Annotated in this window: 23 protein-coding genes; 2 read left to right on the forward strand and 21 right to left on the reverse strand. The window is 29.8% G+C overall.

The window, feature by feature from the left end:
- The first annotated feature begins 23 nt into the window (after nucleotides 1-23).
- Nucleotides 24-1,985: a fructose-1,6-bisphosphatase gene (locus tag AXY43_RS11040; protein WP_105411546.1), complete on the forward strand. Its 1,962-nt coding sequence runs from the start codon at nucleotides 24-26 to the stop codon at nucleotides 1,983-1,985.
- A 270-nt stretch (nucleotides 1,986-2,255) separates the two neighbouring features.
- Here AXY43_RS11040 and AXY43_RS11045 read toward each other — a convergent pair whose 3' ends face one another.
- The 10 genes from AXY43_RS11045 to AXY43_RS11090 all read right to left on the reverse strand — a co-directional run bounded on the left by AXY43_RS11045 (nucleotide 2,256) and on the right by AXY43_RS11090 (nucleotide 12,373).
- Complete coding sequence (locus AXY43_RS11045; RefSeq protein ID WP_023973911.1) at nucleotides 2,256-2,885, reverse strand: HAD family hydrolase; 630 nt, start codon at nucleotides 2,883-2,885, stop codon at nucleotides 2,256-2,258.
- A 16-nt stretch (nucleotides 2,886-2,901) separates the two neighbouring features.
- Nucleotides 2,902-5,649: a sigma 54-interacting transcriptional regulator gene (locus AXY43_RS11050; protein WP_012060711.1), complete on the reverse strand. Its 2,748-nt coding sequence runs from the start codon at nucleotides 5,647-5,649 to the stop codon at nucleotides 2,902-2,904.
- A gap of 317 nt (nucleotides 5,650-5,966) precedes the next feature.
- Nucleotides 5,967-6,935 carry an SIS domain-containing protein gene (locus AXY43_RS11055; RefSeq protein ID WP_012060712.1) on the reverse strand — a complete coding sequence of 323 codons (969 nt, stop codon included), beginning with the start codon at nucleotides 6,933-6,935 and terminating at the stop codon, nucleotides 5,967-5,969.
- A 63-nt stretch (nucleotides 6,936-6,998) separates the two neighbouring features.
- Nucleotides 6,999-7,823: a PTS system mannose/fructose/sorbose family transporter subunit IID gene (locus AXY43_RS11060; RefSeq protein WP_012060713.1), complete on the reverse strand. Its 825-nt coding sequence runs from the start codon at nucleotides 7,821-7,823 to the stop codon at nucleotides 6,999-7,001.
- A 14-nt stretch (nucleotides 7,824-7,837) separates the two neighbouring features.
- On the reverse strand, nucleotides 7,838-8,602 hold the full coding sequence (locus AXY43_RS11065; RefSeq protein ID WP_012060714.1) for a PTS mannose/fructose/sorbose/N-acetylgalactosamine transporter subunit IIC: 765 nt from the start codon (nucleotides 8,600-8,602) through the stop codon (nucleotides 7,838-7,840).
- 15 nt (nucleotides 8,603-8,617) lie between these two features.
- Nucleotides 8,618-9,088 (reverse strand): PTS sugar transporter subunit IIB, encoded by a 471-nt coding sequence (locus tag AXY43_RS11070; protein ID WP_012060715.1) that lies wholly within the window; start codon nucleotides 9,086-9,088, stop codon nucleotides 8,618-8,620.
- Entirely contained in the window at nucleotides 9,085-9,507 is a 423-nt protein-coding gene (locus AXY43_RS11075; RefSeq protein WP_012060716.1) for a PTS sugar transporter subunit IIA, read from the reverse strand. Before AXY43_RS11075 ends, AXY43_RS11070 begins: the two co-directional genes overlap by 4 nt.
- A gap of 283 nt (nucleotides 9,508-9,790) precedes the next feature.
- Nucleotides 9,791-10,501, reverse strand: a complete 711-nt coding sequence (locus AXY43_RS11080; RefSeq protein WP_012060717.1) for a GntR family transcriptional regulator — start codon at nucleotides 10,499-10,501, stop codon at nucleotides 9,791-9,793.
- A 396-nt stretch (nucleotides 10,502-10,897) separates the two neighbouring features.
- Nucleotides 10,898-11,626, reverse strand: a complete 729-nt coding sequence (gene nagB / locus AXY43_RS11085) for a glucosamine-6-phosphate deaminase (RefSeq protein WP_012060718.1) — start codon at nucleotides 11,624-11,626, stop codon at nucleotides 10,898-10,900.
- Nucleotides 11,627-11,647: 21 nt separating this feature from the next.
- On the reverse strand, nucleotides 11,648-12,373 hold the full coding sequence (locus AXY43_RS11090) for a GntR family transcriptional regulator (RefSeq protein ID WP_012060719.1): 726 nt from the start codon (nucleotides 12,371-12,373) through the stop codon (nucleotides 11,648-11,650).
- A 307-nt stretch (nucleotides 12,374-12,680) separates the two neighbouring features.
- On the opposite strand from AXY43_RS11090, the gene nagA reads away from it, so the two are divergent.
- Complete coding sequence (gene nagA, locus AXY43_RS11095) at nucleotides 12,681-13,817, forward strand: N-acetylglucosamine-6-phosphate deacetylase (protein WP_012060720.1); 1,137 nt, start codon at nucleotides 12,681-12,683, stop codon at nucleotides 13,815-13,817.
- 237 nt (nucleotides 13,818-14,054) lie between these two features.
- Here nagA and AXY43_RS11100 read toward each other — a convergent pair whose 3' ends face one another.
- From AXY43_RS11100 to aroA, 11 genes are all read right to left on the reverse strand, one after another.
- Nucleotides 14,055-14,963, reverse strand: a complete 909-nt coding sequence (locus AXY43_RS11100) for an ROK family protein (RefSeq protein WP_012060721.1) — start codon at nucleotides 14,961-14,963, stop codon at nucleotides 14,055-14,057.
- Nucleotides 14,964-15,070: 107 nt separating this feature from the next.
- Nucleotides 15,071-16,468 (reverse strand): glycoside hydrolase family 1 protein, encoded by a 1,398-nt coding sequence (locus AXY43_RS11105; protein ID WP_012060722.1) that lies wholly within the window; start codon nucleotides 16,466-16,468, stop codon nucleotides 15,071-15,073.
- 83 nt (nucleotides 16,469-16,551) lie between these two features.
- Nucleotides 16,552-17,430 (reverse strand): ROK family protein, encoded by an 879-nt coding sequence (locus tag AXY43_RS11110; RefSeq protein WP_038458006.1) that lies wholly within the window; start codon nucleotides 17,428-17,430, stop codon nucleotides 16,552-16,554.
- A 248-nt stretch (nucleotides 17,431-17,678) separates the two neighbouring features.
- The gene (locus tag AXY43_RS11115) at nucleotides 17,679-18,512 is read right to left on the reverse strand and encodes a prephenate dehydrogenase (protein ID WP_012060724.1); all 834 of its coding nucleotides are present in this window, start codon (nucleotides 18,510-18,512) and stop codon (nucleotides 17,679-17,681) included.
- A gap of 23 nt (nucleotides 18,513-18,535) precedes the next feature.
- Nucleotides 18,536-19,549 carry a 3-deoxy-7-phosphoheptulonate synthase gene (gene aroF / locus AXY43_RS11120; protein ID WP_012060725.1) on the reverse strand — a complete coding sequence of 338 codons (1,014 nt, stop codon included), beginning with the start codon at nucleotides 19,547-19,549 and terminating at the stop codon, nucleotides 18,536-18,538.
- A 151-nt stretch (nucleotides 19,550-19,700) separates the two neighbouring features.
- Entirely contained in the window at nucleotides 19,701-20,141 is a 441-nt protein-coding gene (gene aroQ / locus AXY43_RS11125; protein WP_012060726.1) for a type II 3-dehydroquinate dehydratase, read from the reverse strand.
- A 247-nt stretch (nucleotides 20,142-20,388) separates the two neighbouring features.
- Nucleotides 20,389-20,898, reverse strand: coding sequence for a shikimate kinase (locus tag AXY43_RS11130; protein WP_012060727.1), 510 nt, complete (start codon nucleotides 20,896-20,898; stop codon nucleotides 20,389-20,391).
- Between the two features lie 9 nt (nucleotides 20,899-20,907).
- A complete protein-coding gene (aroE, locus tag AXY43_RS11135) occupies nucleotides 20,908-21,720 on the reverse strand; it encodes a shikimate dehydrogenase (protein ID WP_012060728.1) in 813 nt (270 codons plus the stop codon).
- A 14-nt stretch (nucleotides 21,721-21,734) separates the two neighbouring features.
- Nucleotides 21,735-22,874 (reverse strand): prephenate dehydratase, encoded by a 1,140-nt coding sequence (gene pheA, locus AXY43_RS11140; protein WP_012060729.1) that lies wholly within the window; start codon nucleotides 22,872-22,874, stop codon nucleotides 21,735-21,737.
- Between the two features lie 149 nt (nucleotides 22,875-23,023).
- Complete coding sequence (aroC, locus tag AXY43_RS11145) at nucleotides 23,024-24,097, reverse strand: chorismate synthase (protein WP_012060730.1); 1,074 nt, start codon at nucleotides 24,095-24,097, stop codon at nucleotides 23,024-23,026.
- Nucleotides 24,075-25,382 carry a 3-phosphoshikimate 1-carboxyvinyltransferase gene (aroA, locus tag AXY43_RS11150; protein WP_012060731.1) on the reverse strand — a complete coding sequence of 436 codons (1,308 nt, stop codon included), beginning with the start codon at nucleotides 25,380-25,382 and terminating at the stop codon, nucleotides 24,075-24,077. Before aroA ends, aroC begins: the two co-directional genes overlap by 23 nt.
- Between the last annotated feature and the right edge of the window lie 27 nt (nucleotides 25,383-25,409).

The following is a 25,409-nucleotide window of genomic DNA, read 5'->3' on the forward strand; positions in this document are numbered from 1 at the left end:
TTTTCTTATAAAAGGAGGATGTCATGGAAAAATATGATGACATAAAATATTTAAGTCTGCTTGCTAAGCAATATCCTACTATTGCAGCGGCATCAACTGAAATAATTAATTTAGAAGCTATTTTAAATTTACCTAAAGGTACAGAACATTTTTTAGCTGACCTTCATGGTGAATATGAGCCTTTTGTTCATGTATTAAAAAATGGTTCAGGGGCTATAAAGAGAAAAATTCAAGAGGTATTTGAAAATTCTTTAATGGACTGTGAAAAAAGAAGTTTAACCACACTTGTATACTATCCTGAACAAAAATTAGAGATTGTTCTAAGAGAAGAAAAAGATATAAATGATTGGTATAAAATTAATCTGTATAGGTTGATTGAATTATGCAGACATGTATCTTCTAAATATACAAGATCTAAAGTAAGAAAAGCGCTACCTCCAGATTTTAGCTACATTATAGAAGAATTATTACATGAAGAATCTGATAATAATGATAAACAGGGTTATTATGATGGGATAATAAATACTATTATCGAAATTGAACGAGCCCAAGAGTTCATAGTGGCTCTATCTAAATTAATACAACGACTAGTAATAGATAGATTACACATAATCGGAGATATATTTGATAGAGGTCCTAGACCAGATATAATCCTCGATACCCTTATAAATTATCATTCTGTTGATATACAATGGGGTAACCATGATATATTGTGGATGGGTGCTGCCTCAGGTAATACTACATGTATAGCAAATGTTTTAAGAATAGCAGCTAGATATTCTAATCTAGACGTCATCGAAGATATTTACGGTATAAATTTATTACCTCTTGCAACTTTTGCACTTAAGCACTATAAAAATGATAATTGCATAGCTTTCGTTCCTAAAAACACAGATGAAACATTATATGGAGCCTCTGAAATTGAGCTTATTTCTAAAATGCATAAAGCCATAACAATTATTCAATTTAAACTTGAATATGAAATTATAAAAAGAAGACCTGAATTTAATATGGATCATAGATTACTTTTAGATAAGATAAATTATAGTGATGGCACCATAACTTTAAACAATATAACTTATGAGCTTTGCGACAAAAGTTTCCCTACAATCAATATTAATAATCCTTTTGAACTTACGAGTGATGAAAAAAAATTGGTTTCTAAGCTTCAAATTTCATTTATAAATAGCGATAAATTGCAAAAGCACGTTCTATTTTTATTTAATAAAGGAAGACTATATTTAACTTATAATTCTAATCTTTTATTTCACGGCTGTATTCCTTTAAATAAAGATAAAACTTTTAAAAGTATGACTATTCATGGTGAAGAGTATAAAGGAAAAAAACTTCTAGATAAATTTGATTCTTTAGCTAGAGAAGGTTATTTCAGTACTAGAGGCAGTGCTGAAAAATTATATGGTATTGATATAATGTGGTATTTATGGACTGGAGCCTGTTCTTCTCTTTTTGGAAAAGAAGATATGACAACTTTTGAAAGATACTTTATAAAAGACAAAAGTACACATAAAGAAAAGAAAAATCCCTACTACAATTTTAGGGATTCTGAAGAAATGTGTAATATGATTTTTGAAGAATTTGGATTAGATCCAGCTGAATCACGAATAATAAATGGACATGTTCCAGTTAAAAATAAATTTGGAGAAAACCCAATAAAGTGTAATGGAAAACTGATAGTTATAGATGGTGGCTTTGCTAAAGCTTATAGAAGTCAAACTGGCCTCGCAGGATACACATTGACTTATAATTCCTATGGACTTCAGCTAATATCTCATCAACCTTTCAAATCAATTGAAGATGCATTTAGTAAAGAAACGGATATATTATCTTCAACACAAATAGTAGAAAAACTAGACAGAAAAAAAGTTGGTGATACAGACATAGGAAAGGATCTTAAAAATCAAATTAAAGATTTGAAATTATTGCTCAAAGCCTATAGAAAAGGTTTAATAAACGAGGTAAGATAATTTGTACTCTTAATATTTATAAATGAAAGAGATAGCAGTTTTAATCTGCTATCTCTTTTACAAATCTTCTTATTATACATTTACAAAACCCTTGCCACTTATTTCATATATATCTTCAATTGATATAAATGCTATTTAAATGCCCTCTTTTCATTGAATCACTATATATCTTCTCTAACTTTTTCTAAAATCATTTATAGTAATACTCCATTCTAAGATAATCATCACTTATATACTTTGTAATACTAATTTGCAAAAATATCTTTCTATTTAAATTTTAGAAGTTATTTCAATCAAATCATTTACTTTATAATCGGCTTCTGACTGATCTATGTAGTAATCTCTTGGCTCTAAAGCTGCAACTGTTAGCCCTGCTGCTTTTGCTGCTCGAATTCCTAATATTGAATCTTCTACTGCTAGAACTTCTGTTTCCAATAATTCTAATGCTTTTATAGCTCTAATGTAGATCTCTGGATCTGGTTTGCTTTGCATACACTCTTCACCACTAATTACAAAATCAATACAACTGGCAATTCTACATTCTTCTACCATTCTCAAAATTTCTTTTCTTTCTGAAGATGATGCAATGGCTATTTTGAGATTTCTATCTTTTAATTCCCTAATCACTTCTTTAACTGAAGGATTCAATATTTCTTGAAAGCAAACTTCATGTTCCTTACAATACTTTGAATATTCTTCTTTTAAAGTATTTCGTTTTTCATCATCATCGGGCACTAACATTTCCCATATCATCCCGTTTGTTGATCCAATGAAATTTTCAATTTTTCTTGTAGCTGGTTCTATTTTTAATTCATCAAAGAATTTCATCCTTCTTTTAAAATAAAAATTTTCAGTATTCACTAAAACTCCATCCATATCAAAAATTACTGCTTGTTTCAATTTCTTTCCTCCCAAATCAATCGCTCAATACAATATCAAAAATTAATCTAATTTCTAAATCTGATATCTTTATTGTATATTCCTTTTCAATTTCACTGAATGCATACCTTATAATATCTATCTTTCTTTTTTCTCTTTGCACAAATTCCTTAATATCTTCCTGCATGTCAACATCTTCTTTTCTTAAAATTCTCTCTACCATACAGGATGCATGAAGATAAAGTAAGAATCTTTTATTATTAGACATTTTAACCCCTAGTTTTTCTTCCATTTTATCAACTGCATCTTGTACAAAATTGAGTACTTTATTTACATCTAAAATTGTTAGCTTCTCAATTATTTTCTTTATAGAAAAATTAAATACCAAATCTTTTTTCAACTGCTCTTCATCTATATTGAAATTGCACCTTAATATATTAATGAATGAATCAATATCCTCCCCACCAATCAAATGATCCAATCCTATATATGGAATTCCTTCAACTTTTGGATCTACAGTTCCTACGATAGCCAGTACATCATACATTTGAAATGGCAATTCCTTTTGTTTATTTTGATACAGCTTATGATAATCGTATGACATAATTACAAAAGAAGGGTCCTCATGCTTTAAGCTCTTTTGTAATATATCCTGGATTTGAATTGCACTTCCCATACCTGTATAGCAACAAGTTAAAATAGCTTTTTTCTTTTTTTCAACTGGATAAACTAATTGTTTATTAATTTGTACATTCTTTAAAATCTGATCATTAATTTCGATAATATTTTTATCTTGTAAAAGCATACTTCCAATTTCTAATACCAATGGTGTTGAGACAAAATCAATTAATAATAACGGACCTTTAATCTTCTTTTCCAAACGATTTCTAAGATCAAAAAGTGATCCCATATCAACTAACAAGATAAGTCCATTTTCTGTACTGTTATTATCAATAAAATCTAATATTTTCTCCTCTATATGATCAATTGTAGTATCAATAGGCATATCAATAGCTTGGAAAAAGTTCTTCCTTAACATCCTATTAGCTACATTCGCCATACTACTTGCTGTAGAGTAGCCATGAGCTAAAACAATACTTTTAATTTCATTTTTCAGGCTCTGTATATTCATGCTTTTTAGATAAAATGAAATAAAAATCAAATCTTCATCAAGAACCTGAAAGTCTAAGCGTTCACTCAAATGTGTAAGCATACGCCTGGAAAGCCATAAAATATTCTTCATATAACTTTCAATGAAATTTATAATTTTTGGGCGAATACTATTCCAATCAGGATGATTAATTAAAATTTCTTGCTCTTCCTTAAAATAAAGCAAATATGCTATTGAAAGAATTTTATTTCCATCCTGTTCAAATCCATAATTTTCTTCCATATATTTAAAAGTAGATTTTATATTAAATGTTAATACAGAAAAAAATGATTGATTGTTGGTTACTTCTGTATTAAATGTTAATTCATCAAGTAATAAATTCACATTTTTGACCATCTCTTTAGTATAATGATCAAACATAATTTCTCCGGACTCAACCTGTTTAAATCCTTCAACAAATTCAAAATATGTTTTTTTAATGTTTTTCTCTTCATCACTATTAATATTCAATAGTTCTGGGTGCAGATAATCATAAATCCTATCCTGATATCTACTTGATATTTGATGATATAAACTCTCCTTTAATTGATTTTCATTTCCAATCGGTAAATCTCCAATGCGAACTTTAATAATCTCTTGATCTTTCCTCTTAGCATAGCTGCTTCCACAACTGTATTTTACAATATTTTTAATTTTCCCTACATTTCCTTCATAATTACTAAAAAGCAAAAAGGAAATTACCTGCTTTGTAACCTTAATAGTATGTTTCAAGATTTCACTTTCTTTTAAAAAGAAACTATCTATTAGGTGAATTTTTTCTTGTTGAGGTCTTTCTGCAAAACTTGGAATATTAACAATAACAGGAAGTCTTCTAATAAAAGTAGGTAAGAAAGTAGATTGGATAGATTCCGTAGTTGCAAAAATTAACCGTACTTTTGCTTCCTTTTTTATACTATTATCACCAATGGGAGAATACTCATTTGAATCCATAAATGTAAAAAGCTTTTCTTGGCCTTCTTCTGTTAGTCTGTGCACTTCATCAAGAAATAAAACTCCACCATCAGCGCTTTCAAGAAGCCCCTTTTTATCTTTATCTGCTCCTGTAAATGCACCTTTTGTATAACCAAATAATAAACTTGATAACAATTCTGGATTATGATAATATTGAGCACAATTTAAAGAAATAAATGAGGACTTGGGATTTATTAATTTTTCTTCCAAGCAATAATCATAAATACATTTTGCCAGATATGTTTTTCCAGAACCACTTGAACCTAAAAGCATTATAGGAAGACCATTTTCTGGATAAAGCACTGCTGTCTTTATTTGTTCAATTTGTTCTTTTAAGCTTCCTTTTGCCCCAATTACATTACTCCATATATCTGTTTTTCTAACGTTTGAATTTTCTTTCCATAATTCATCTAAAGTATTATATTCAGCCTGTGTTGGGGTAAAATATAATTTAGAGAAAGTTTCTTTATATAAAAAAATTACTGGATACTCTTTAATTTTTATAATCCTGCCTTGTTTTACTTCTTTGTTAAGATAACTACTTACTGTACTTCTACTAAGCTCTACTTTTTCAGCAATTGAATTGGCCGAAAATTCTTTTATATTATCTTTAGAAAATTCCTTGGTAGCCTCTTTTAAATAATTAGATATATCTATTGCCATTCTGAATGCCCCCTTAGTTAATAAAAGTTAACCTTATTATTTTATAACATACATTTAGAATAAGGCATATGAAAAAATAATAATTCCAAAATATTATGCATACTTTTAATAAAAATGTACTACTCCCCATAGTAGTAGGCCTCTTAAGATAATTACCTATATAGGATAGCTAAAAATAGACTAAAATATATTTATTATTTTTAAATTTGCCTAAAGCAAAGAAATCGAAAAATATTCGATTTCCTTACCTGAGTCATTTTTTTGTATTTAGGATTATAAGTAGAACCTGATAACATACGTTTAACGTAAACTTTATTTTAATATTCTAATTTCCACATATATCTTCTTTTAGTTAGTGGATGCTGACGTGCATAAGAAAGTTCTTCAGCATATACACGGAATACTGCTGTAATTAACATTGGATTAAAATAATCAATAACTGTTTTTGGGATAACTGAAGATAATCCATAATCTAAAGCATCAACAACTGTTGTTTTTGCTTCAAAACGCTTTAAGAATGTTAACGCACGGGCATCCATTGGACGAGTGCTTCCCTCATTCATTAATAAAATAAATGGTACATCTTTATCTACTATTTCAAATGGTCCATGGAAAAACTCTCCTGAATGGAAACTTCCTGAATTGATCCATTGCATTTCCATCATTAAACAAATTGATGTTGAATAAGCAACTTCAGCGGTTGCACCACTGCTCATTAAGTAAATCATTGAATCATTTTTATAAGCTTCAGCAAATTTCCTTGCATCTGCTATCGCTGATTTTGCCGCTGAATCTGCTAAATCATATATCTTGCTGAAAGCAACCTGTGCATCTTCATAATCTTTATATCCTTCATATTGCTCTAATATCTCCACTGCAAGTTCAAGCGCATAACCCATCTTTTCTAATTTTGCGCCATAGCTTTCAGCAAATCTATGACAGATAACATAATCAGCATCTTTTGTAAGAGCCGAATTCTCTGCACGAGTTAAGGATATTACATGTGCACCATATTCTTTAGCCTTAGCATTAGCTTGTACTGTTTCAGGAGTACTACCGCCAAGTGAAGCGGATATAACAATTGCAGTTTTATCTAATGAAGCTATTGTACCATAATTGAATTCGTTAGCAGTATAATGACTAACACGTAAATTTTTCGAATTATTTTCTAAAAAATATTTTGCTGGATATAATTCTGCTTTTGAAGCTCCACATCCTACAAATATAACACTTCTAATTTCTTCTTGTTTTTCTTTTATTTCTTTTATAATTTGTTTTGGATTCATAATAAATCCCTCCTATATTTTTATTTTATATATATTTACATCCTTTTAAGGAATGTTTTCAATTTATTTAAAAATACCTAAAATGCTCAATAATATTCCACCTAGAATACAAATTGCAAGCATCCATCCTGTTGATACTTTCTTTCTTAATAACCAATACATAAAGAATGTTATGCCAAGCGGTATACTCTGTGGTATTATCCCATTTAATACATCTTGTAAAACAAATTTTTCACCAAACTGCACTGGAGTTGTAATTCCAATCATACTGGCCATCATGGATCCAATAACCATAAGTCCAACAATAGAACAAATGTACATTACTTTATCCATAAGCCCTTCATTATAGAGCTTTGTTAAATATTTATTTCCCATTGAATAGCCAATTTTCCCACCATAATATGTAACAAGAAATGATGGAATAAATGAAATAATTATTGCTAATATTGGTCCTAAAATACTACCTTGTTGCGCTAAATTAATACCTAATCCAAAAGCCAATATACGTACAGTTCCTTGAAAGAAAGAGTCTCCTACTCCAGATAATGGTCCCATTAATGAAGTTTTCATAGCATTAATCGATTCAGGATTAAAATTTTCTTTGTCTTCATAGTATTGTTCTTCCATTGAAGCACTTAATCCTAAAACAAAAGCATTTGTTTGAGGTGTACAATTATAAAAATTCATATGGCGTTTATAAGCTTCTTTTTTTAATTCATCATCTTTAGGATCTTTATATATGTTGTCTAAAATAGGAGCAATTCCATATAAAAAGCCCATATTCATTTGTCTTTCATAGTTCCATGAAGCTTGAATTGCCCAAGAACGCCATAAGAACTTCATATACTTCCATTTATTTGGATCATTTTGTTTTTGTATATTTTGCATTTTTATACCTCCAATCAATCTAAAATATCTAATTCATCAACTATTTTTTCATTTTTAAATTTAAATTCAGCCAAAACAAATGCTACAATACAAGCCGAAATAGCAACACCAGTCACACTTAAATTAGAATATGCTGTAATGAAAAATCCTCCTAGTAAAAATGGAAGCATTTTTGTTGACAGCATAGTGCTAAGCAATAAAGCAAATCCATAAGCTGTTAGAATTTTACTTGATAAATTTAGACCGTTTGTAATCCATGACGGAATGACTTCTACAATATTTTTTACTAAATCTGTTCCAAAATAAATTGCTAAAAATATTGGTACAAAATACATTAGTGAATACAAAAATGTTCCCCAAACAATATGAATATTACAGGCTTTTTTATATTCCCCATTTTCAATTAACGAGTCAGCTTTATGAGTTAAGTTTGCAAGAATAGTTCTCATTAAAACTCCAAGCATTTGCCCAAGCACTGCAATTGGAATCGCAATAGTTAGTGCTGCCTCTGAATCCGCATTTGATAAAATAGCAAACGATGTAGCAATAATGGATGCCATATTCATATCTGGTGGTGCTGCCGCTCCTATGTTTACTAATCCTAAAGAAATTAATTCAAGAGCAGCACCAACCATTAATCCTTTTTGAATATCGCCTAAAACGAGCCCTACAAGCGTACTAACTATTAACGGTCTTTCTAAATTCATTCTGCCTAAAAGTCTAGAGTCTAAAATACAAATAACACCAATGAAACCTAATAATATTGACTTAATTAACATTCTTGATCCTCCTTTTTATATTTTAGAAGTTAAATCTTCTCTCTTTGAAGTAGGAACTTGTTGCATATATAGGTTAATCCCCATTGCTTTCAGCTTTTTGGTATCTTCTAATTCTTCTGGATTTAGGAAAATAGCATTACTATATTGCTTTGAATTTTCTTTATTTGCAATTCCCCCATAATTAATTTCTTTAATACTAGAGCAGCTCTTACAGAACTCTAATGCTTCCTTAGTACCTCTAAAAACAATCATAATATTATCTTTTAATTGTTCAACTTTAGACATTCTCGCTAATATATCGTTTACCGAAAATATATTTAAAGTTACTCCAACTGGTTTTGATAAGTTTAATGAAACTTTTTTCATCTCATCATTTGCAGTTTCATCATCTACAACAATAATTCTTGAAATCCCTAAACTTTTTGTCCATGAAAAAACTACTTGTCCATGTAATAAACGGTGATCGATTCTTACTAATTTAATCATAAATCTTCCTCCTTTATATTTTTACATTCATTAAGCAATTTATTGCAGTCAACTATTCCCTGCTGACTTTCTTCAATAATCTGCTGCAATAGACTTTCAGAAATTTCATTTGCTTGAGTAGCAACTGAAATAATTATAGGTAAATTCATTCCTGAAATAACATGTATTTTAGGATATTCTTTTATTAAAGACATCATTTCTGTATTAACGCTTCCACCAAGAATATCTGTGAAAATAAATATATCTGCTTCAATGTATTTTTCTCTTACTATTTTTTCTACTATTTCCCCAACATTTACTTCTTCGTTTCTATAAGATGAAAAAGCTTCAACCATAGATACATCTCCAATTATCATACCCAAAGTATCCTTCATTCCCTTTGCCAGATCACCATGACTAGCTAAAATAATTTGTATCATTAAGATTCACCTCCATTCTATGTAATTATTATTAGCAATAATCGTGCCAAAAAACAGTTTGTATTCAAAAACATACTAAATTGGTCATTTATATATACATTAGTAAATAAAACCAACAGTTAAAAAAAGATTAATTGAAGTGTTTGAGCAAAGTGTTGAAAAAAATAAGCCTAATGAAAAGTATAATTAACTTTTCATTAGGCTTATTTTTTTCTATTTAATTTTTGAAATTTTATTTTAACTCCATAATTATAATTATAATTATAATGAACGTAATTATATCTTATTTAATACTTACAGTCCTAAATTCAATCCTATCACTTCTATGGTGTGCTGTTGAAAATTCAAAAGGCTGACCATTGTCTAAAAAACCCACCTGCTCCACTTCCAATATTGGAAAGTTATTTTCTATTTCTAGATATTCCTGTTCCAACTCATTTGGTAAAATAGCTCGAATAATCCTATGAGCACTTTTTATTTTAAGTTTAAGATTTTTTTCAATGTAACCATAAACTGAACTCGTTAAAATATCGTTTTTTATGCCAGGTATAAGTCCTATTGGCATATATGTATACTCAATTACATATGGACTATCATCCGCGTATCTAGTTCTTATTACATAATAAACAAAATCATCAGTAGTAATCTTTAGCTTAGTTGCAATTTCTTCCGTTGGGTGAATTACTTCGAATTTTACAATTTTAGATGTTACTTTTCTGTCCTTATGAGCTTCTGAAAATCCTTCAAATTGTTTTGCTAGACTTAATTCCTGAACCCCCTCTTCATCAAGAGCTTTTACAAATGTTCCAGAACCTCTTCGTTTTATTACTAATCCTTGAATTACTAGTTCATCAACAGCTTTTTTTATTGTTATTCTACTAACCCCATAATATTCACACATTTCTTTTTCTAAAGGCAACTGTTCATTAGGATTATATTCACCATTCAATATTCTATTTCTTATGTCTTCAGCAATTTCATCATATTTTGCCATTATATTCACCTTTCTCCTTACAGTATAACTTATATACATGTTTATCATATCATTTATATATTAATTATATCATTTCTATACATTATTAAACACTTAAATTAAGTTTAATTATAAGGTAATTATATATGTTCAATAAAATAATATATATAAAAATTATTAGTATCTTCATTCAATTAAAATCTACTGTTTATAGTGACTTTACTAGTGATGGTAAATACATCTAATAAAAAAATTCCTGAACATCATAACTCTAACACACAATTCATATTAAAATATGATATAAATTGTACAAAAAAAGAAATCATTCTTGATTTCCTTCAAAATAATAAAAACTATATTAAAAAACTCACCGTTATTTTAATATAGTTTAAAATTTTAATTTCACCTATTTTACAATTACTTAATTGCATTTGCCATTTCTTCGTCTATTATTACTGTTACATCTTTATGCATGTGTAACATAGTTGCAGGATTATGAGTTGTAATATTTCCTTTAAATAATCCTTTTATTGCTTCTGCTTTATCTTGACCTCTTACTAACAATACTATTTTTCTAGCTTTCATTATTTGACCAAGACCCATAGATAACGCCTTTGTAGGTACTTCCTCTATAGACTTGAAAAATCTAGAATTTGCCTCTATTGTAGTTTTAGTTAAACCTGTTACATGAGTTTCTGCTATTAAAAAATCATCTGGTTCATTAAATGCAATATGGCCATTAGCACCTATTCCAAGGATTTGTATATCAATACCACCTAATTCATCCACTTTTTTATCATAATTCTTAGCTTCTTCATCAAGATCTTTTGCTAAGCCATTTGGAACAAATGTATTTGCTTTATTTATATTAACATGATTAAATAACTTTTCATTCATAAAATATCTGTAGCTTTGAGGATCTTCCCCTCCAAGTCCAACATATTCATCTAAGTTTACTGTTTTTATATTAGAAAAATCTATTTCTTTATTTCTGTTCATTTCTATAATCTTTTTATATAAACCTTCAGGAGTACTTCCTGTAGCTAGTCCTAGGACAGCATTTGTTTTCTCAGAAATTACCTCCTTAAATATTTTAGCTGCAACTTCACTCATTTCTTCATAATCTTTAACTACTAGTAACTTCATTATTATTACGCTCCTTTGATGTTAATTTTTTAAACAAACCCTGTATCTATATTTATCTCCTCTCGCTATTGTTATGGTATATTCAACAATCTCATTTTGCTCATATGCTATTCTTTCAAACTTTAATCCTGCCTGCCCTTGAGGTATTTCTAAATAAACACTTTCTAATTTATTTATTAAAACACTTTCTATTACTTCTTCAGCAGATGTAATGTTAATATTAAAAGTATTTTTTAATATCTCATATAATGGATTTTCTTCTATCATATTCCTAGTAAGCTGCTTAAATCTTTCATACGGCAAATAAGTCATTTCATATATCATAGGAATGTTATCCGCAATCCTTATTCTCGAGATTTTATACACAAGCTCGTTCTTTTCTATATTTAATTTTTTAGACACTTTGCTGTTGGCTTCCATTATCTCAAAATTTAATAATTTAGAAGTCGGATTTTTTCCACGTTTTTTCATTTCCTCTGTAAAAGATGATACCTTTATTAAATCTTGTTCTACAACTCTTGGCGAAATGAAATTTCCTTTTCCTTGAACTTTATAAATATAATTATTTTTTTCCAACTCGTCTAATGCTTCTCTTACTGTAGTTCTGCTAACAGCATATTTTTTGCATATTTCTCTTTCGGAGTCCAATTTTTCATTTTCTTCCATGCTGCTTTCTATTTTTTCAATGAGAATATTCATTAGTTGAACATACAAAGGAATATTAGAATTTTTATTTATCGTACTCATAAGTGCACCTCTTTTAGTTCTAGTAGTTTTCCCAACAATTATACTATTCTTGTACACAAAAGAAAATATAAATCAAATAATTTAAAATTTCCTATAAACGCTTCTTTTAAGTACTTTCAATTCTGTAATTCCTTAAATAATTAATATTTTTCAAGTGGTAATTACCACTAAGAGAATTATAATTTATTCTTTTAATTCTGTCAACATACACTTGAAAAATTCTTTATACATGCTATATACTGAATATATAAACTGATAATGTCCACTTACTATAATATATGAAATTTGACTTAAAAGGAGAAGAAATATGTTAATAAGAAATTGTAATATAATTTACCTAGACAAGATAGAACAAGGCTCAATTCTAGTTGAAGATGGGAAAATTAAAGAGATAAATCCGTCTAATATAGATACAGATAGCATTTTAGATGCAAATGGTCTATATGTTTCACCTGGTTTTATTGATGTTCATATACACGGCGCAGGAGGCTCAGATACAATGGACGGTACCAGTGAATCAATTAATACCATTTCTAAAACTATAATTAAACACGGAACAACTTCTTTCACTCCTACAACTATGACTGTTGCTGTGGACGATATAAGAAAATCTTTAGATGCAATTAAAAAAGTAAAAGAAAAAGGTTCAGACGGTGCTCATATTCTTGGAGTGCACTTAGAAGGTCCATTTGTAAGTCCGAAAGCAATTGGTGCTCAAAATCCTAATTATATTTTGGCGCCATCTATTTCAACCTACAATGATATAGTTAAGGATTATGAGGATATTATTATATCTATAACATTAGCTCCAGAAGTTGAAGGTGCTAAAGAACTTATTAAGTATTTATCCTCAATTGGAATAGTCTGCTCATTAGGTCATAGCAGTGCTACGTATGAAGAGGCTATGGAAGCTATTGAATGTGGTGCTTGCCATGCAACTCATCTTTTTAATGCTATGACTCCTTTAACTCACAGAAATCCAGGAGTAGTAGGAGCTGTATTTGACAGTGATATAACAACTGAAACTATTTCAGATGGAATTCATATTTCATACCCAGCTTTAAGAATTGCTTACAAACAAAAAGGTACTGATAATGTTTTATTAATCTCTGATGCTATGATGGCTTGCTGCATGCCTAATGGTAACTACTCCTTAGGAGGGCAAGATGTTATTGTTAATGATGGTGAAGCACGCTTAAAAAATGGTGCTTTAGCTGGTTCTGTTCTTACCCTTGATAAAGCAGTAAAAAATGTATACAAAAACTCTAATTTACCACTTTATGAAGTAATAAAAATGGCATCTTATAATGGCGCTAAACATTGTAAAGTTGAGAATCATAAAGGGCAGATCAAGGAAGGCTATGATGCAGACTTGATATTGTTTGATGATGATATAAATATAAAAAAGGTATTAGTTTTGGGTAAGGAAGTATACTCAGAATAACTATTAAAGTTTTTAGCTGTATTTCTACTTTTAAAAACTCATGGAATAAAATTATATACGCAAATATATAACCAATCTACTGAACATTTAGGATAATCTATTATCATAACAAAGAGAAGACTGAGTTATTTCAAAATTAATAATAAAGTGATCAATTGCCAATTTTTAAATGATGCATCTAAGAATCACTTTCCTTTTGAAATAGCTCAGTAATTATAAATAATTTAATACTCTAATTTATAGAATTTTTTCTCTTTGAATATAATTACATAATGCTCCTAATTTATTTGCATCATTTCCATATTTGCATGCCTTTATAACTGGTTTTATTGTTCCTTCTAGGCCATTATTCATCATTATATCTAGTCTTTTGTTTATTTCATCAACATAATCTTTTCTTTCACTTATTGCACCACCTAAAATAATTACTTCTGGATCATAGATATACTGAATATTGTAGATTCCAATGGCCATTATAAAATAGTACTTATTTACTTCTTGAAGTGCAATTTGATCTCCCTTACTGCACATTTCAAAAACCTCTACACCGTTAATATCCCCTTCATCTAATCCCTTTAGCCTTGCAACCTTTTCAGCCAGTGCTTTTGTAGAACCTGATTTACTCCAACTTGTGAATTTAGGTGTCCCATCTAATTCATAATCCATTGAGCAATATCCAAATTCTCCACCATGTTTATGAACTCCCACATGAATTTTTTTATCTTTAACTATTGCTCCTCCTATTCCTGAACCACAAACTACAAAAGCTAAATCTTTATTGTCCTTCCCAGCTCCAAGCCAACATTCCCCAAGGGCTGCGCAATTAGCATCGTTTTCAAGTTCAACGTTTAAATTTGTCTTTTCATTTAAAATCTCTTTAAAGTTAGGCCCATGTATATATGGAATAGCACTTGTTCCTCCTATTAATCCACTTTCACTATCAACTGCTCCTGGAGCACTTATTGCAATTCCTTTAACATCAAATTTTTCCTTCATTTCATTGGTTGTTCTTGATAACTTAGAAAAAAATTCTTCTTTATCACTTGGAACATTAAACTTCCCATTTTCAATAAATTCTCCATTTTCGTTAATTACAGACCATTTTACTGAGCTTCCACCTATATCAAAAGCCATAAATTTTCTCATTGAAAAATCACCTCTATATTTAAAATCTAGTTATAATATAATTCAAATAGCCGTCTCAATATTATTGTTTTGAGACAGCCATTTGATTGTTAAATATAATTTTCTATCTAAAATCCGTTATTTTTTGCTACTTCTTTAATCCATCTTCCTGATTTTTTAATTGTCTTCTTTTGAGTAGCTAAATCTACAGCAATAAATCCATATCTATTTTTATATGCATTAGCCCATGACCAACAGTCTATCGGAGTCCATGTATGATAACCAAAACAATTAGATCCTTCACTTATCCCTTTATGAAGATATGATAAATGCTCCTCATAGAACTCTATTCTATAATCATCTTCTATAACTCCATCTGCATTTATATATTTTTCTTCCCCTTCAACTCCCATTCCATTTTCAGATATGTACCATGGAATGTTGTTATAATTATCTCTTATATTAATCGCTATATCATACATACATTGTGGGTATATCTCCCATCCTCTATATGGATTCATTCTTCTTCCTGGCATTTCATAATCGTCAAAATACTTATTAGGCATCCAACCTTTTGAATCGTCGAATTTTTCTTCCTTAGCTTTTGCTCTTCTTGGTTGATAATAATTAACTCCTAAGAAGTCAATTGTGTTGTTTTTTATTATTTCTAATTCTTCTTCTGTTGATTCCCATATTACATTATCTTTGGTTAAAACTTCAACTAAATCCGTTGTAAACTCACCTTTTATAGCTGGATCCAAAAATGAATTGTTAAAGAAATCTTCTGCAAATTTAGCTGCTTTTACATCTTCTTCATTTTGTGATCTTGGGTATGAAGGCGTTAAATTAAGAATAATGCCAATCTTCCCACCATTCTTACCACAATTTGATTCTTTAAACTCTTTTATAGCCTTTGCTGATGCCAAATTTAGATTATATAAAACTTGCACCGCTTTTTTCCCATCAACTATCTTTGGATAATGGAATTGATATAAATATTCACCTTCAACAACAACCATAGGTTCATTAAATGTTGCCCAATGTTTAACTCTATCTCCAAATAACTCAAAGCACTTCTTTGCAAACAATGCAAATAAGTCTACTACATGTTTTGATTCCCATCCGCCATATTTATCATATAATTCAACTGGTAAATCAAAGTGGTGTAGATTCATAACTGGGATGATATTATTTGCAATACATTCATCTATTACAGCATTGTAGAATCTTACACCATCTTCATCTACTTCTCCAGTTTCAAAATCTTTTATTAATCTTGTCCATTGAATTGATGTTCTAATACTATTTAAACCTATTTCTTTAATCAATTTTAAATCTTCTTTATAGCTGTTATAAAAGTTTGATGCTACATTAGGGCCTACTCCATTAAAAAATGCTTCTGGTTCTATATTAAACCAATGATCAAATACACTATTATGCTTTTTATTAAATCGTCCTTCACTTTGTGGACCTGATGTTGCTGATCCCCACCAAAAATTTTCTGGGAACTTGAATTGTATACTCATCTTATGCCTCCTAGATTTCTTTATTTAAATTATTTTATTTCCTTCATGCGTTAAATATTTACAAAATGAAATAGTATTTTCTTCTATAACATTGCTGCACCAATAAGACCTGCATTATCACCAATTTGCGCTATTCTTATATCAACAATAGATGGATCTGAAACCTTAGTCTTAGTGCACTCAATAATTTTAGGTAGCAAATAAGTATTATATATTAATACTCCTCCACCAATAACTACAGTTTCTGGATCTACTACAGCTATCACATTAGCTATACCAATTGAAATATTGTTAATCCATTTTTCTATTACCTGGACAGCCTTTTCATCATTGCTTTTATACAGATCAAACACTTCCTTTGTGCTTAATGTTTTTCCATATGCTTCTGATGCTATTCTAGCTATATTTACACCACTACATTGTCCTTCAAGTCCGCCTTTATTTGTACCTGCGTGACTATACTTGTCCTCATTTATTATCATGTTGTAGATTTCTGCTGTTTGACTATGTGCTCCATTTATAATCTTCTTGTCAATAATTAATGCTCCGCCAACTCCAGTAGAAACCGTTATATAAAATACTGATTCGCATTCTTTAGCACTTCCAACTAAACTTTCTGCAAGCCCTGCTACATTAGCGTCATTATTAACTTGAACAGGTAATCCCAATTTCTCACTTAGATATTCTTTTATATTAAAGTTTTCCCATCCTTTTAAATTAACAGGGTTTAATAATTTACCTACTTTTAAATCTAGTGGCCCTGGTGCACCTACTCCCACTTTTTCTATTTCATAACTGCTCCATTGTCCCTTTATTTGATTAACTAATTTATTTAAGTTATAAGCTGCCCCCTTTTGCACTTCGTTTTCAACTTTAAATATTTGTACTATATCTCCCTCCTTGGATATAACTGCTGCCCTTAAATTTGTACCACCTATATCTATTCCTATAAAAAACGATATTGTAATCTCCCCCTAACTATATTAATAATCATTTTGGTATTTACTTTATTAATATAAATTACTCTCCTGTATTCAATTATATAACACTATATATCAGTTATCAATGATATGTTATATCATTTAGATTTAAATAATATTATTTTTATTCACGTTCTATGAATTCAATCTCATTCATCTAGTTTTACTGAATAAAAAAGATAGACGATATATCTGTTATAATCTTATATAACAAATATATCGTCTATTATTTATAGCTTCTCTCTTCTCTTTGTAGACTTTATAAATATCTCCTTTAAAGTTTCTTTGTCATCATCTTTTATTGCATCTTTTATTTTATCCAATTCTACTTCAAAATTTTCAATGCTTTTTAATAGATTCTCTTTATTTCCAAGGAAAAGTTCGCTCCAAAGGTCTTCATTTATATTAGCAATTCTTGTTAAATCACGATAGCTATCTCCAATGAAACTTCCTGTTTCTCTTCCTTCAACATCGCTATTTACCAGTGCTACAGCTAATGAGTGCGGAAGCTGACTTGTGTAGCCAATCATTTCATCATGATATTCTGGAGTTATTCTTTTAACTCTTTTAAATCCAATTTTATAAATCAGATCTTCTACCATGTTTAAATTTTCTTCTTTATTTCTAGAAACCGGTGTTAAAATATAATTTGCACCTTTAAAAACTTGGCTACTTGCAAAATCTATTCCTTTTTTCTCCCGTCCTGCCATTGGATGGCCAAAAACAAAATCTATATTCTCCGGTAATATATTTACAATATCTTCGATAAACATTTTTTTAATTCCAGTAGCATCTGTTATTACTGCACCATCTTTAAAATTGCTTTTATTATCTATAATAAATTGCTTAACTAATCTAGGATATAATGAAATAATTATAAAATCTGCACTCTTAATTACTTCTTCTCCGTTTTTGAAGCCTTCTCTTATTAATCCAAGTTTTTTAGCTTTTTCTAGAGATTCTTCATTAATATCTATTCCATAAACATCTTTATACCCAGCTTCTTTTAAAGCCATAGTAAATGATCCCCCAATTACTCCAAGACCTACAACTACTATTTTCATATCTATAGCTCCCTTATATAGAATTAGATTTGCTTATCTTCAATTTTTGCTACAGCTTTAACTTTACTCATTAGCACATCAAATTGATCTGGAGTAAGTGATTGTTGTCCATCACTTAGTGCATTTTCAGGATCGTTATGAACTTCTATCATAAGTCCATCAGCCCCAGCTATAATTGCTGCTTTTGCCATTGGTTCTACCAAGTAAGCATAACCACCTGCATGACTTGGATCAACAATTATAGGTAAATGAGATAATTTCTTAATTACTGGAACTGCTTGCAAATCTAATGTATTTCTTGTAATAGTTTCGAATGTTCTTACTCCTCTTTCACAAAGAATTACATTTTCATTTCCACCTGCCATGATATATTCTGCTGACATAAGCCATTCTTCTATAGTTGCAGATAAACCTCTCTTTAATAGTATTGGTTTATTTGTTTTACCTATTTGCTTTAATAGATCGAAATTTTGCATATTTCTAGCACCAATTTGAATCATATCCACTTCTTCAACAAAAGTATCTAAGTAATCAGTAGACATAAGTTCTGTTACTATAGGAAGTCCTGTTTCCTGTTTTGCTGTTTTTAAAAGTTTTAATCCTTCAAGCTCTAAACCTTGAAAGCTATAAGGTGAAGTTCTTGGTTTAAATGCCCCACCTCTTAAAAAGTTGGCTCCTGCTGCTTTTACTCTTTTTGCGATTTCAACAATTTGTTCTTCACTTTCTACAGAACACGGTCCAGCCATTATTCCAAGTCTTCCACCGCCAACTATTGATCCCTCAATATTAACTACTGTATCTTCAGGCTTAAATATCCTGTTTGCTTTCTTAAAAGGTTCCTGAACCTTCATAACCCTATCTACACCTTTTAATACTTGTAATTTTTTAGGATCTAATATTGAAGTATCACCAACAGCTCCTACTATAAAATATGTGTCTCCTTTAGAAAGATGAGCTTCTAATCCTTTTGATTCAATTACTGCCTTTACCTTCCTTACATCTTCCTCACTTGCTTTTGGGTTCATAATAATTATCATCTTAATTTCCTCCTGTACTACTTTTTAATTTTTTACTTTTCTTTTTTCTACTATACTTCTGTACTACAAACAGATAGCTCAGATCCAAAATTAGTTGAGAACTTTCTCCTCAGCGAATAAAGTAGGCCGAGCTTCCTATATATAATATAAACTATTTAGACATCTTTTTCAATTCTAGCGCCTTAATAGCTAATATATATCCATCTTCTCCAAATCCACACATCTGTCCTATACAAGCGGGTGCTGTTACAGATTTCTTTCTAAAATCTTCTCTCGCATGCACATTGGACAAATGCACTTCTACTGTATCAATATTTATTCCTTTTATTGCATCATGAATTGCATAACTATAATGAGTATAAGCTCCTGGATTTATTATTATCCCATCATAATTTTCAAAGTATGCCTTTTGAAGTTCATCAATTATTTCACCTTCACAATTACTCTGAAATAAAGTTATTTCATGTCCTCTTTTTTTGCCTTCTTCTTTAATATACTCACATATATCTTCAAAAGATTTAGCTCCATAAATCCCTTTTTCTCTAACTCCAACCATATTTAAATTCGGTCCATTTATTACCATTATCTTCATTAATACTCCCTCCCTTCAGCATTTATATTTTTTTAACTATAATGTATATTACAATAAATTATTTAGTTAGCGAGTTTTCTCAACATAAGTTGTGATAGTAAATTATATTAATTCTATAAGATTACAATGTAAGATTTTCAACATAACATATATATGTACATTGCAACTGAGTTTCTACACTTTCTTCTAGTTTAGTACTTGGCTTACTAGAATTTCAAAAATAAGTTTATTATTGCATCTTATATACTTAATTCATTTCCAAGTTATCTAGAATAACTTCTTTTATTTCATTAACTATATTTCCAATTTCTCTATCATTTCTAATTATTTTATCTGCACATAATCTATATAATTCATAGCGCTCTTCATACAACTTAATTATTTTTTCCCTACCTTCTTTAAGTAAAGGTCTTTTTGATATATCCACATCTCCTAAAAGTTCTTCTAATGGTCTATCAATAAAAATAATAAACGATTCTTCTTTTAATATGTCTATATTCTCTTTTCTTTTTACTACTCCACCACCTGAAGAAATTATAGCCTTTCCCTCTTTAGCTAATTCTCTACAAGCTAAAGATTCAAAATCTCTAAAATAATTCTCTCCGTGTTCAAAAAGTTCAGGTATCGTTTTAGATGTCATATTTTCAATATAATTATCCATATCAATAAAGTTAATTTTTAATTCTTCGCTTACCAATCTGCCAATTGTACTCTTTCCGCATCCAGGCATTCCAATGAATACTACTTTGTTTTTCATATGTGCCACCTACTTAAATTCATTTTCAAATATTGAATATAAACCTTGAGTTAGTTTATTATCTAATTGGCATTCCTGCCATATTTCTTCCGCCTTTATAGCTTGCCCTACTAGCATTTCAATACCACCACATACTTTTTTATTTGAATTTTTCCCTATTTTTAGGAACCTTGTCTCCCTCGGGTTATAAATTATATCTATTAATGAATTAAAGTTATTTATTATATCCTCATTAACAGGAGTATCATCAACTTTAGGGTACATGCCAAGCGGAGTCGTATTAATTAAAATATCACCTTTTATCTCTGATATTTCTTCATAAGTTTTAAATTCTATTCTTTCATCTTTATCTGCAGAATTCCCTTTGATTTTTCTTGAAACTAAGTAAATCTTTTTAATGCCATGATCTAAAAGGTAAGTAATAACAGCCTTAGCCGCTCCACCATTTCCTAGAACCATCGCAACATTATCTCTTATAACAATCTCATTATTATTTAATATAGTTCCAAACCCATAATAATCTGTATTGTACCCATATAACTTATTATCTTCTAAATAAATAGTATTTACTGCTCCTATTTTTTTAGCTTCATCCGATATAAAATCTAAATATTCCATTACATCTTGCTTATAAGGAATAGTTACATTAACTCCTTTTATTTTAAGAAGCTTTATTGATTCTATAAGTTTACCTAAATTCTCTTTTTCAACTTCAAAAAGCTTATATGCCCCTTCTATTTTTAAATCTTTAAAAAGCGTATTATGAATTTTAGGTGAAAGACTATGAGATAACTTTTCTCCTATTAATCCGTAAAATTCCAAATTAATGCCCCCTTTTAACAGTATTTCCTGTATCCACCAATAAGTTTAAAATATGCACTGCTTTGTTCAATTAAATTCAATGCCTTTTTAACTTGTTCATTTTCAAGATTACCCTCAAAATCTACATATAAGAAATATTTCCACGCTCCCTTTTCCATAGGTCTTGATTCGATCTTCATCATATTTATATTATTTTCTGCAAAGTGTCTTAATAATTTATATAGAGTACCTGCTTTATGCTCAAGAGAAAATACAACACTTACTTTATCACAACTGTTATTTAATTCCAATTCTTTTGATATAACTATAAATCTTGTAGAATTTTCTCTTCTATTATTTATATTTTCTTTTATTATGCTTAAATTATATATATCAGCTGCTCTTTTACTTGCAATAGCAACCTTTGACATATCTTGTAAATCACTAACAAGTTTAACACTATCCGCAGTACTATGGAAAGGTATCTTTTTCCAATTACTATATCCTTTTAAAAAATCAGTACTTTGTTCAAACCCTTGTGGATGTGAATATACTTCTTTAACATTATCTAATTTAGTTCCTTTAATTCCAATTAAATTTTGATCTATTTTAATGCACTCTTCTCCAACTATATAGAATCCATACTTATACAAGAGATCGTAAACCTGTGAAATAGCACCAGTTGAAGAATTTTCAATTGGTAAAACTCCATAATCAATTTCTTCATTTTTCACTGCTAAAAATACATCCTCAAATTCATCATACGCCTTAGCATCATCTTTCTTACCAAAATGCTTAATCATTGCTTCTTCTGAAAATGATCCTGCAACACCATAAAAGCCAACTTTAATGTCACTTTTCACATTTTTTTCTTCAAACTTATCTATAGTCGTAGCTCTTATATCTCCCTTTACTTCTTTATCTTCTAAATCTTTAGAAATATTCATAATATTAATAAAAAATTGTTTCAACCCTTCGGCATAATCTTTATTATTAAGGTATCCTATATTCTTTTCAATAACTTCATCTTCTCTAGCTTTATTGAAAACAGGTAAATTATTCTGTTTTTTATATTCTCCTACCTTTATTACTACATCCATTCTTTCTTCAAAAAGTCTTGTTATCTCTTTATCTATTTCATCAATCTTATTTCTATAATCATCTATAGCCGCCATTTCATTTCTCCTTACTTAGGAACAATTAAAAAATATTTAATTTCTTTAATGCACCTTAACTCATTCAAATTAACACTTTGCTTTCTTAATACACTATTTGCAATAAGAAAACTATATATTCATTAACTTAGAATTATAAATTTTTATTACTAAAGCACTAAATCAAGTATTCCAATTGCGGTTACAGCTTCTATTACTGGAACAGCTCTTTGCACGATACAAGGATCATGACGACCTTCAATAACAAGCTCTGCTTCCTTTTCTTCTGCAATATCTATCGTTCTTTGAATTTTTGATATTGATGGTGTTGGCTTTATTCCAACCTTAAATAATATTGGCATTCCATTTGTTATTCCACCTGTAATTCCACCATTATTATTAGTATAAGTTTTTACTTTATCACCGTCATAATAGTATTCATCATTACAATCAGATCCTCTTAATTTGCTCATTTCAAAGCCTTTTCCAAATTCTATTCCCTTAACTGCTGGGACAGAAAACATTAAATGAGCTAGAGTTGATTCAACTGAATCAAAAAACGGATTACCGATTCCCGGATTTATTCCAATAACAGTACATTCAATAGTTCCACCTACAGAATCTTGTTCTTTTTTTGCTTTCAGAATTGTATCTCTCATTTCTTCTTCTTTTTCTTGGATTAATAAAGGCAATTCCTTTGTTTTTAATTCCCCTAAAAGTTCTCTGCTTAATTCTACATCGTAAAAACTCTTATCTTCAACATTTTCAATACTCTTAACATGGGCTCCTATGTTAATTCCTTTACTTTCTAGTACTTGCTGGCATACAGCTCCAGCAAATACTAATGGTGCAGTAATTCTTCCCGAGAAAGATCCTCCGCCTCTATAGTCGTTAAATCCATTATATCTGATGAACCCTGGGTAGTCTGCATGACCTGGTCTCATTAAATCTTTAAGCTTTCCATAATCTTTAGAACGCATATCTGCATTTCTAATCACTGCACAAAGAGGAGTTCCTGTAGTCTTTCCTTCAAATAATCCACTTAAAATTTCTGGTGCATCTGCTTCTTTTCTAGCTGTAGATAAATTACTTTTTCCTGGCGCACGTCTTGCCATTTCTTTCATAACCTCTTCAAGATTAATCTCAACGCCTGAAGGAAGCCCATCAATTGTAATTCCAATCCCAACTCCGTGAGATTCACCAAATATAGAAACCTTTAATTTATTCCCCCACATTCCACTCATCAAACACACCTCCTAAATTCTTAAAATCATCCCAAAATTGCGGGTATGACTTTGACACACACTCATAATCTTTAAGTATAATACGTTCTTTACACATAGTTGATGCTATAGCCATAGTCATTGCTATTCTATGATCTTTATGACTCCAAACTTCCACGTTTCCTTTAAGCTCCTTTACACCTTCAATTATCAATCCTTCTTCTTTTTCAATAATTTTAGCACCTAATTTATTAAGCTCTGAAGTTACTGCTGCTAATCTATCACATTCCTTAATTCTAAGTCTTCCTGCATTTATAATTTCTGTTGTTCCTTCACTTAATGCAGCAACCAATGATACTACTGGGATTATATCTGGACACTGAGAACCATCAATTATAGTAGACTTAAGTCCAAGACTTGCGCTTCCAATTAAACCATTATCTTTATTATTTAATTTCAATCCCATTCTTTGTAATATGTCAATTACTTCTTTATCCCCTTGAAGAGAATCTAGTTTCAAGTCATTAAGCACAATATTGCTTGAAAGTGCATCAGCACAGAAGAAGAATGCTGCTTGTGAGTAGTCACCTTCAACTCTGTAATCTATACTCTTATAAATTTGATTTCCCTTTATAATAAATTCTTCATAATTATTATTTATAATTTCTACACCAAAGTCTTTAATGGCTCTTAAAGTTAAATCAATATATCCTTTTGATTCCATTTCTGTTGTAATTACAATCTTAGAGTCTCCATCTAAAAGAGGAAGCGTAAATAATAATCCTGTTATAAACTGCGAGCTAATATTCCCCTCCATCTTAAACTCTCCAGCTTTTAATTTTCCTTCAGTCTTTAAATCAAGAATACCATCTTTATAAGAATATTTAATTCCTTGTTCATCAAAAATTTTGTAATAAGTGTCTAATGGTCTCTTTCCTAAATTACCTCTTCCAACAAATCTATTAACTCCATCAAATAAAGCTGCTATAGGTACTAAAAATCTAAGAGTTGATCCTGACTCGTTGCAATCTATAGTTCTTTGTTCCTTAACTGAATTAGCTTTAATATTTTCTGGACTGTTGATTCCATAAACCTCCAGATAATCTTCTTTTTTCGTTATTTTAGCTCCCAATGATGACATTGCTTCAATTGTAGCAATAATATCATCAGAATAATCTATATTTGTAACCTTACTAACACCATCTCCAAGAGCTGCGCAAATTACTGCTCTATGTGCCATACTTTTAGATGGCGGTATCTTAACTTCCCCACTTAATTTTCCAGGATAAATTTTTAAGTTCCCCATGATTTTACCTCACTTTTTTATTCATTG

Origin of the sequence: Clostridium sp. MF28 (assembly GCF_002969175.1) — a bacterium.
Taxonomy (GTDB): domain Bacteria; phylum Bacillota; class Clostridia; order Clostridiales; family Clostridiaceae; genus Clostridium; species Clostridium beijerinckii.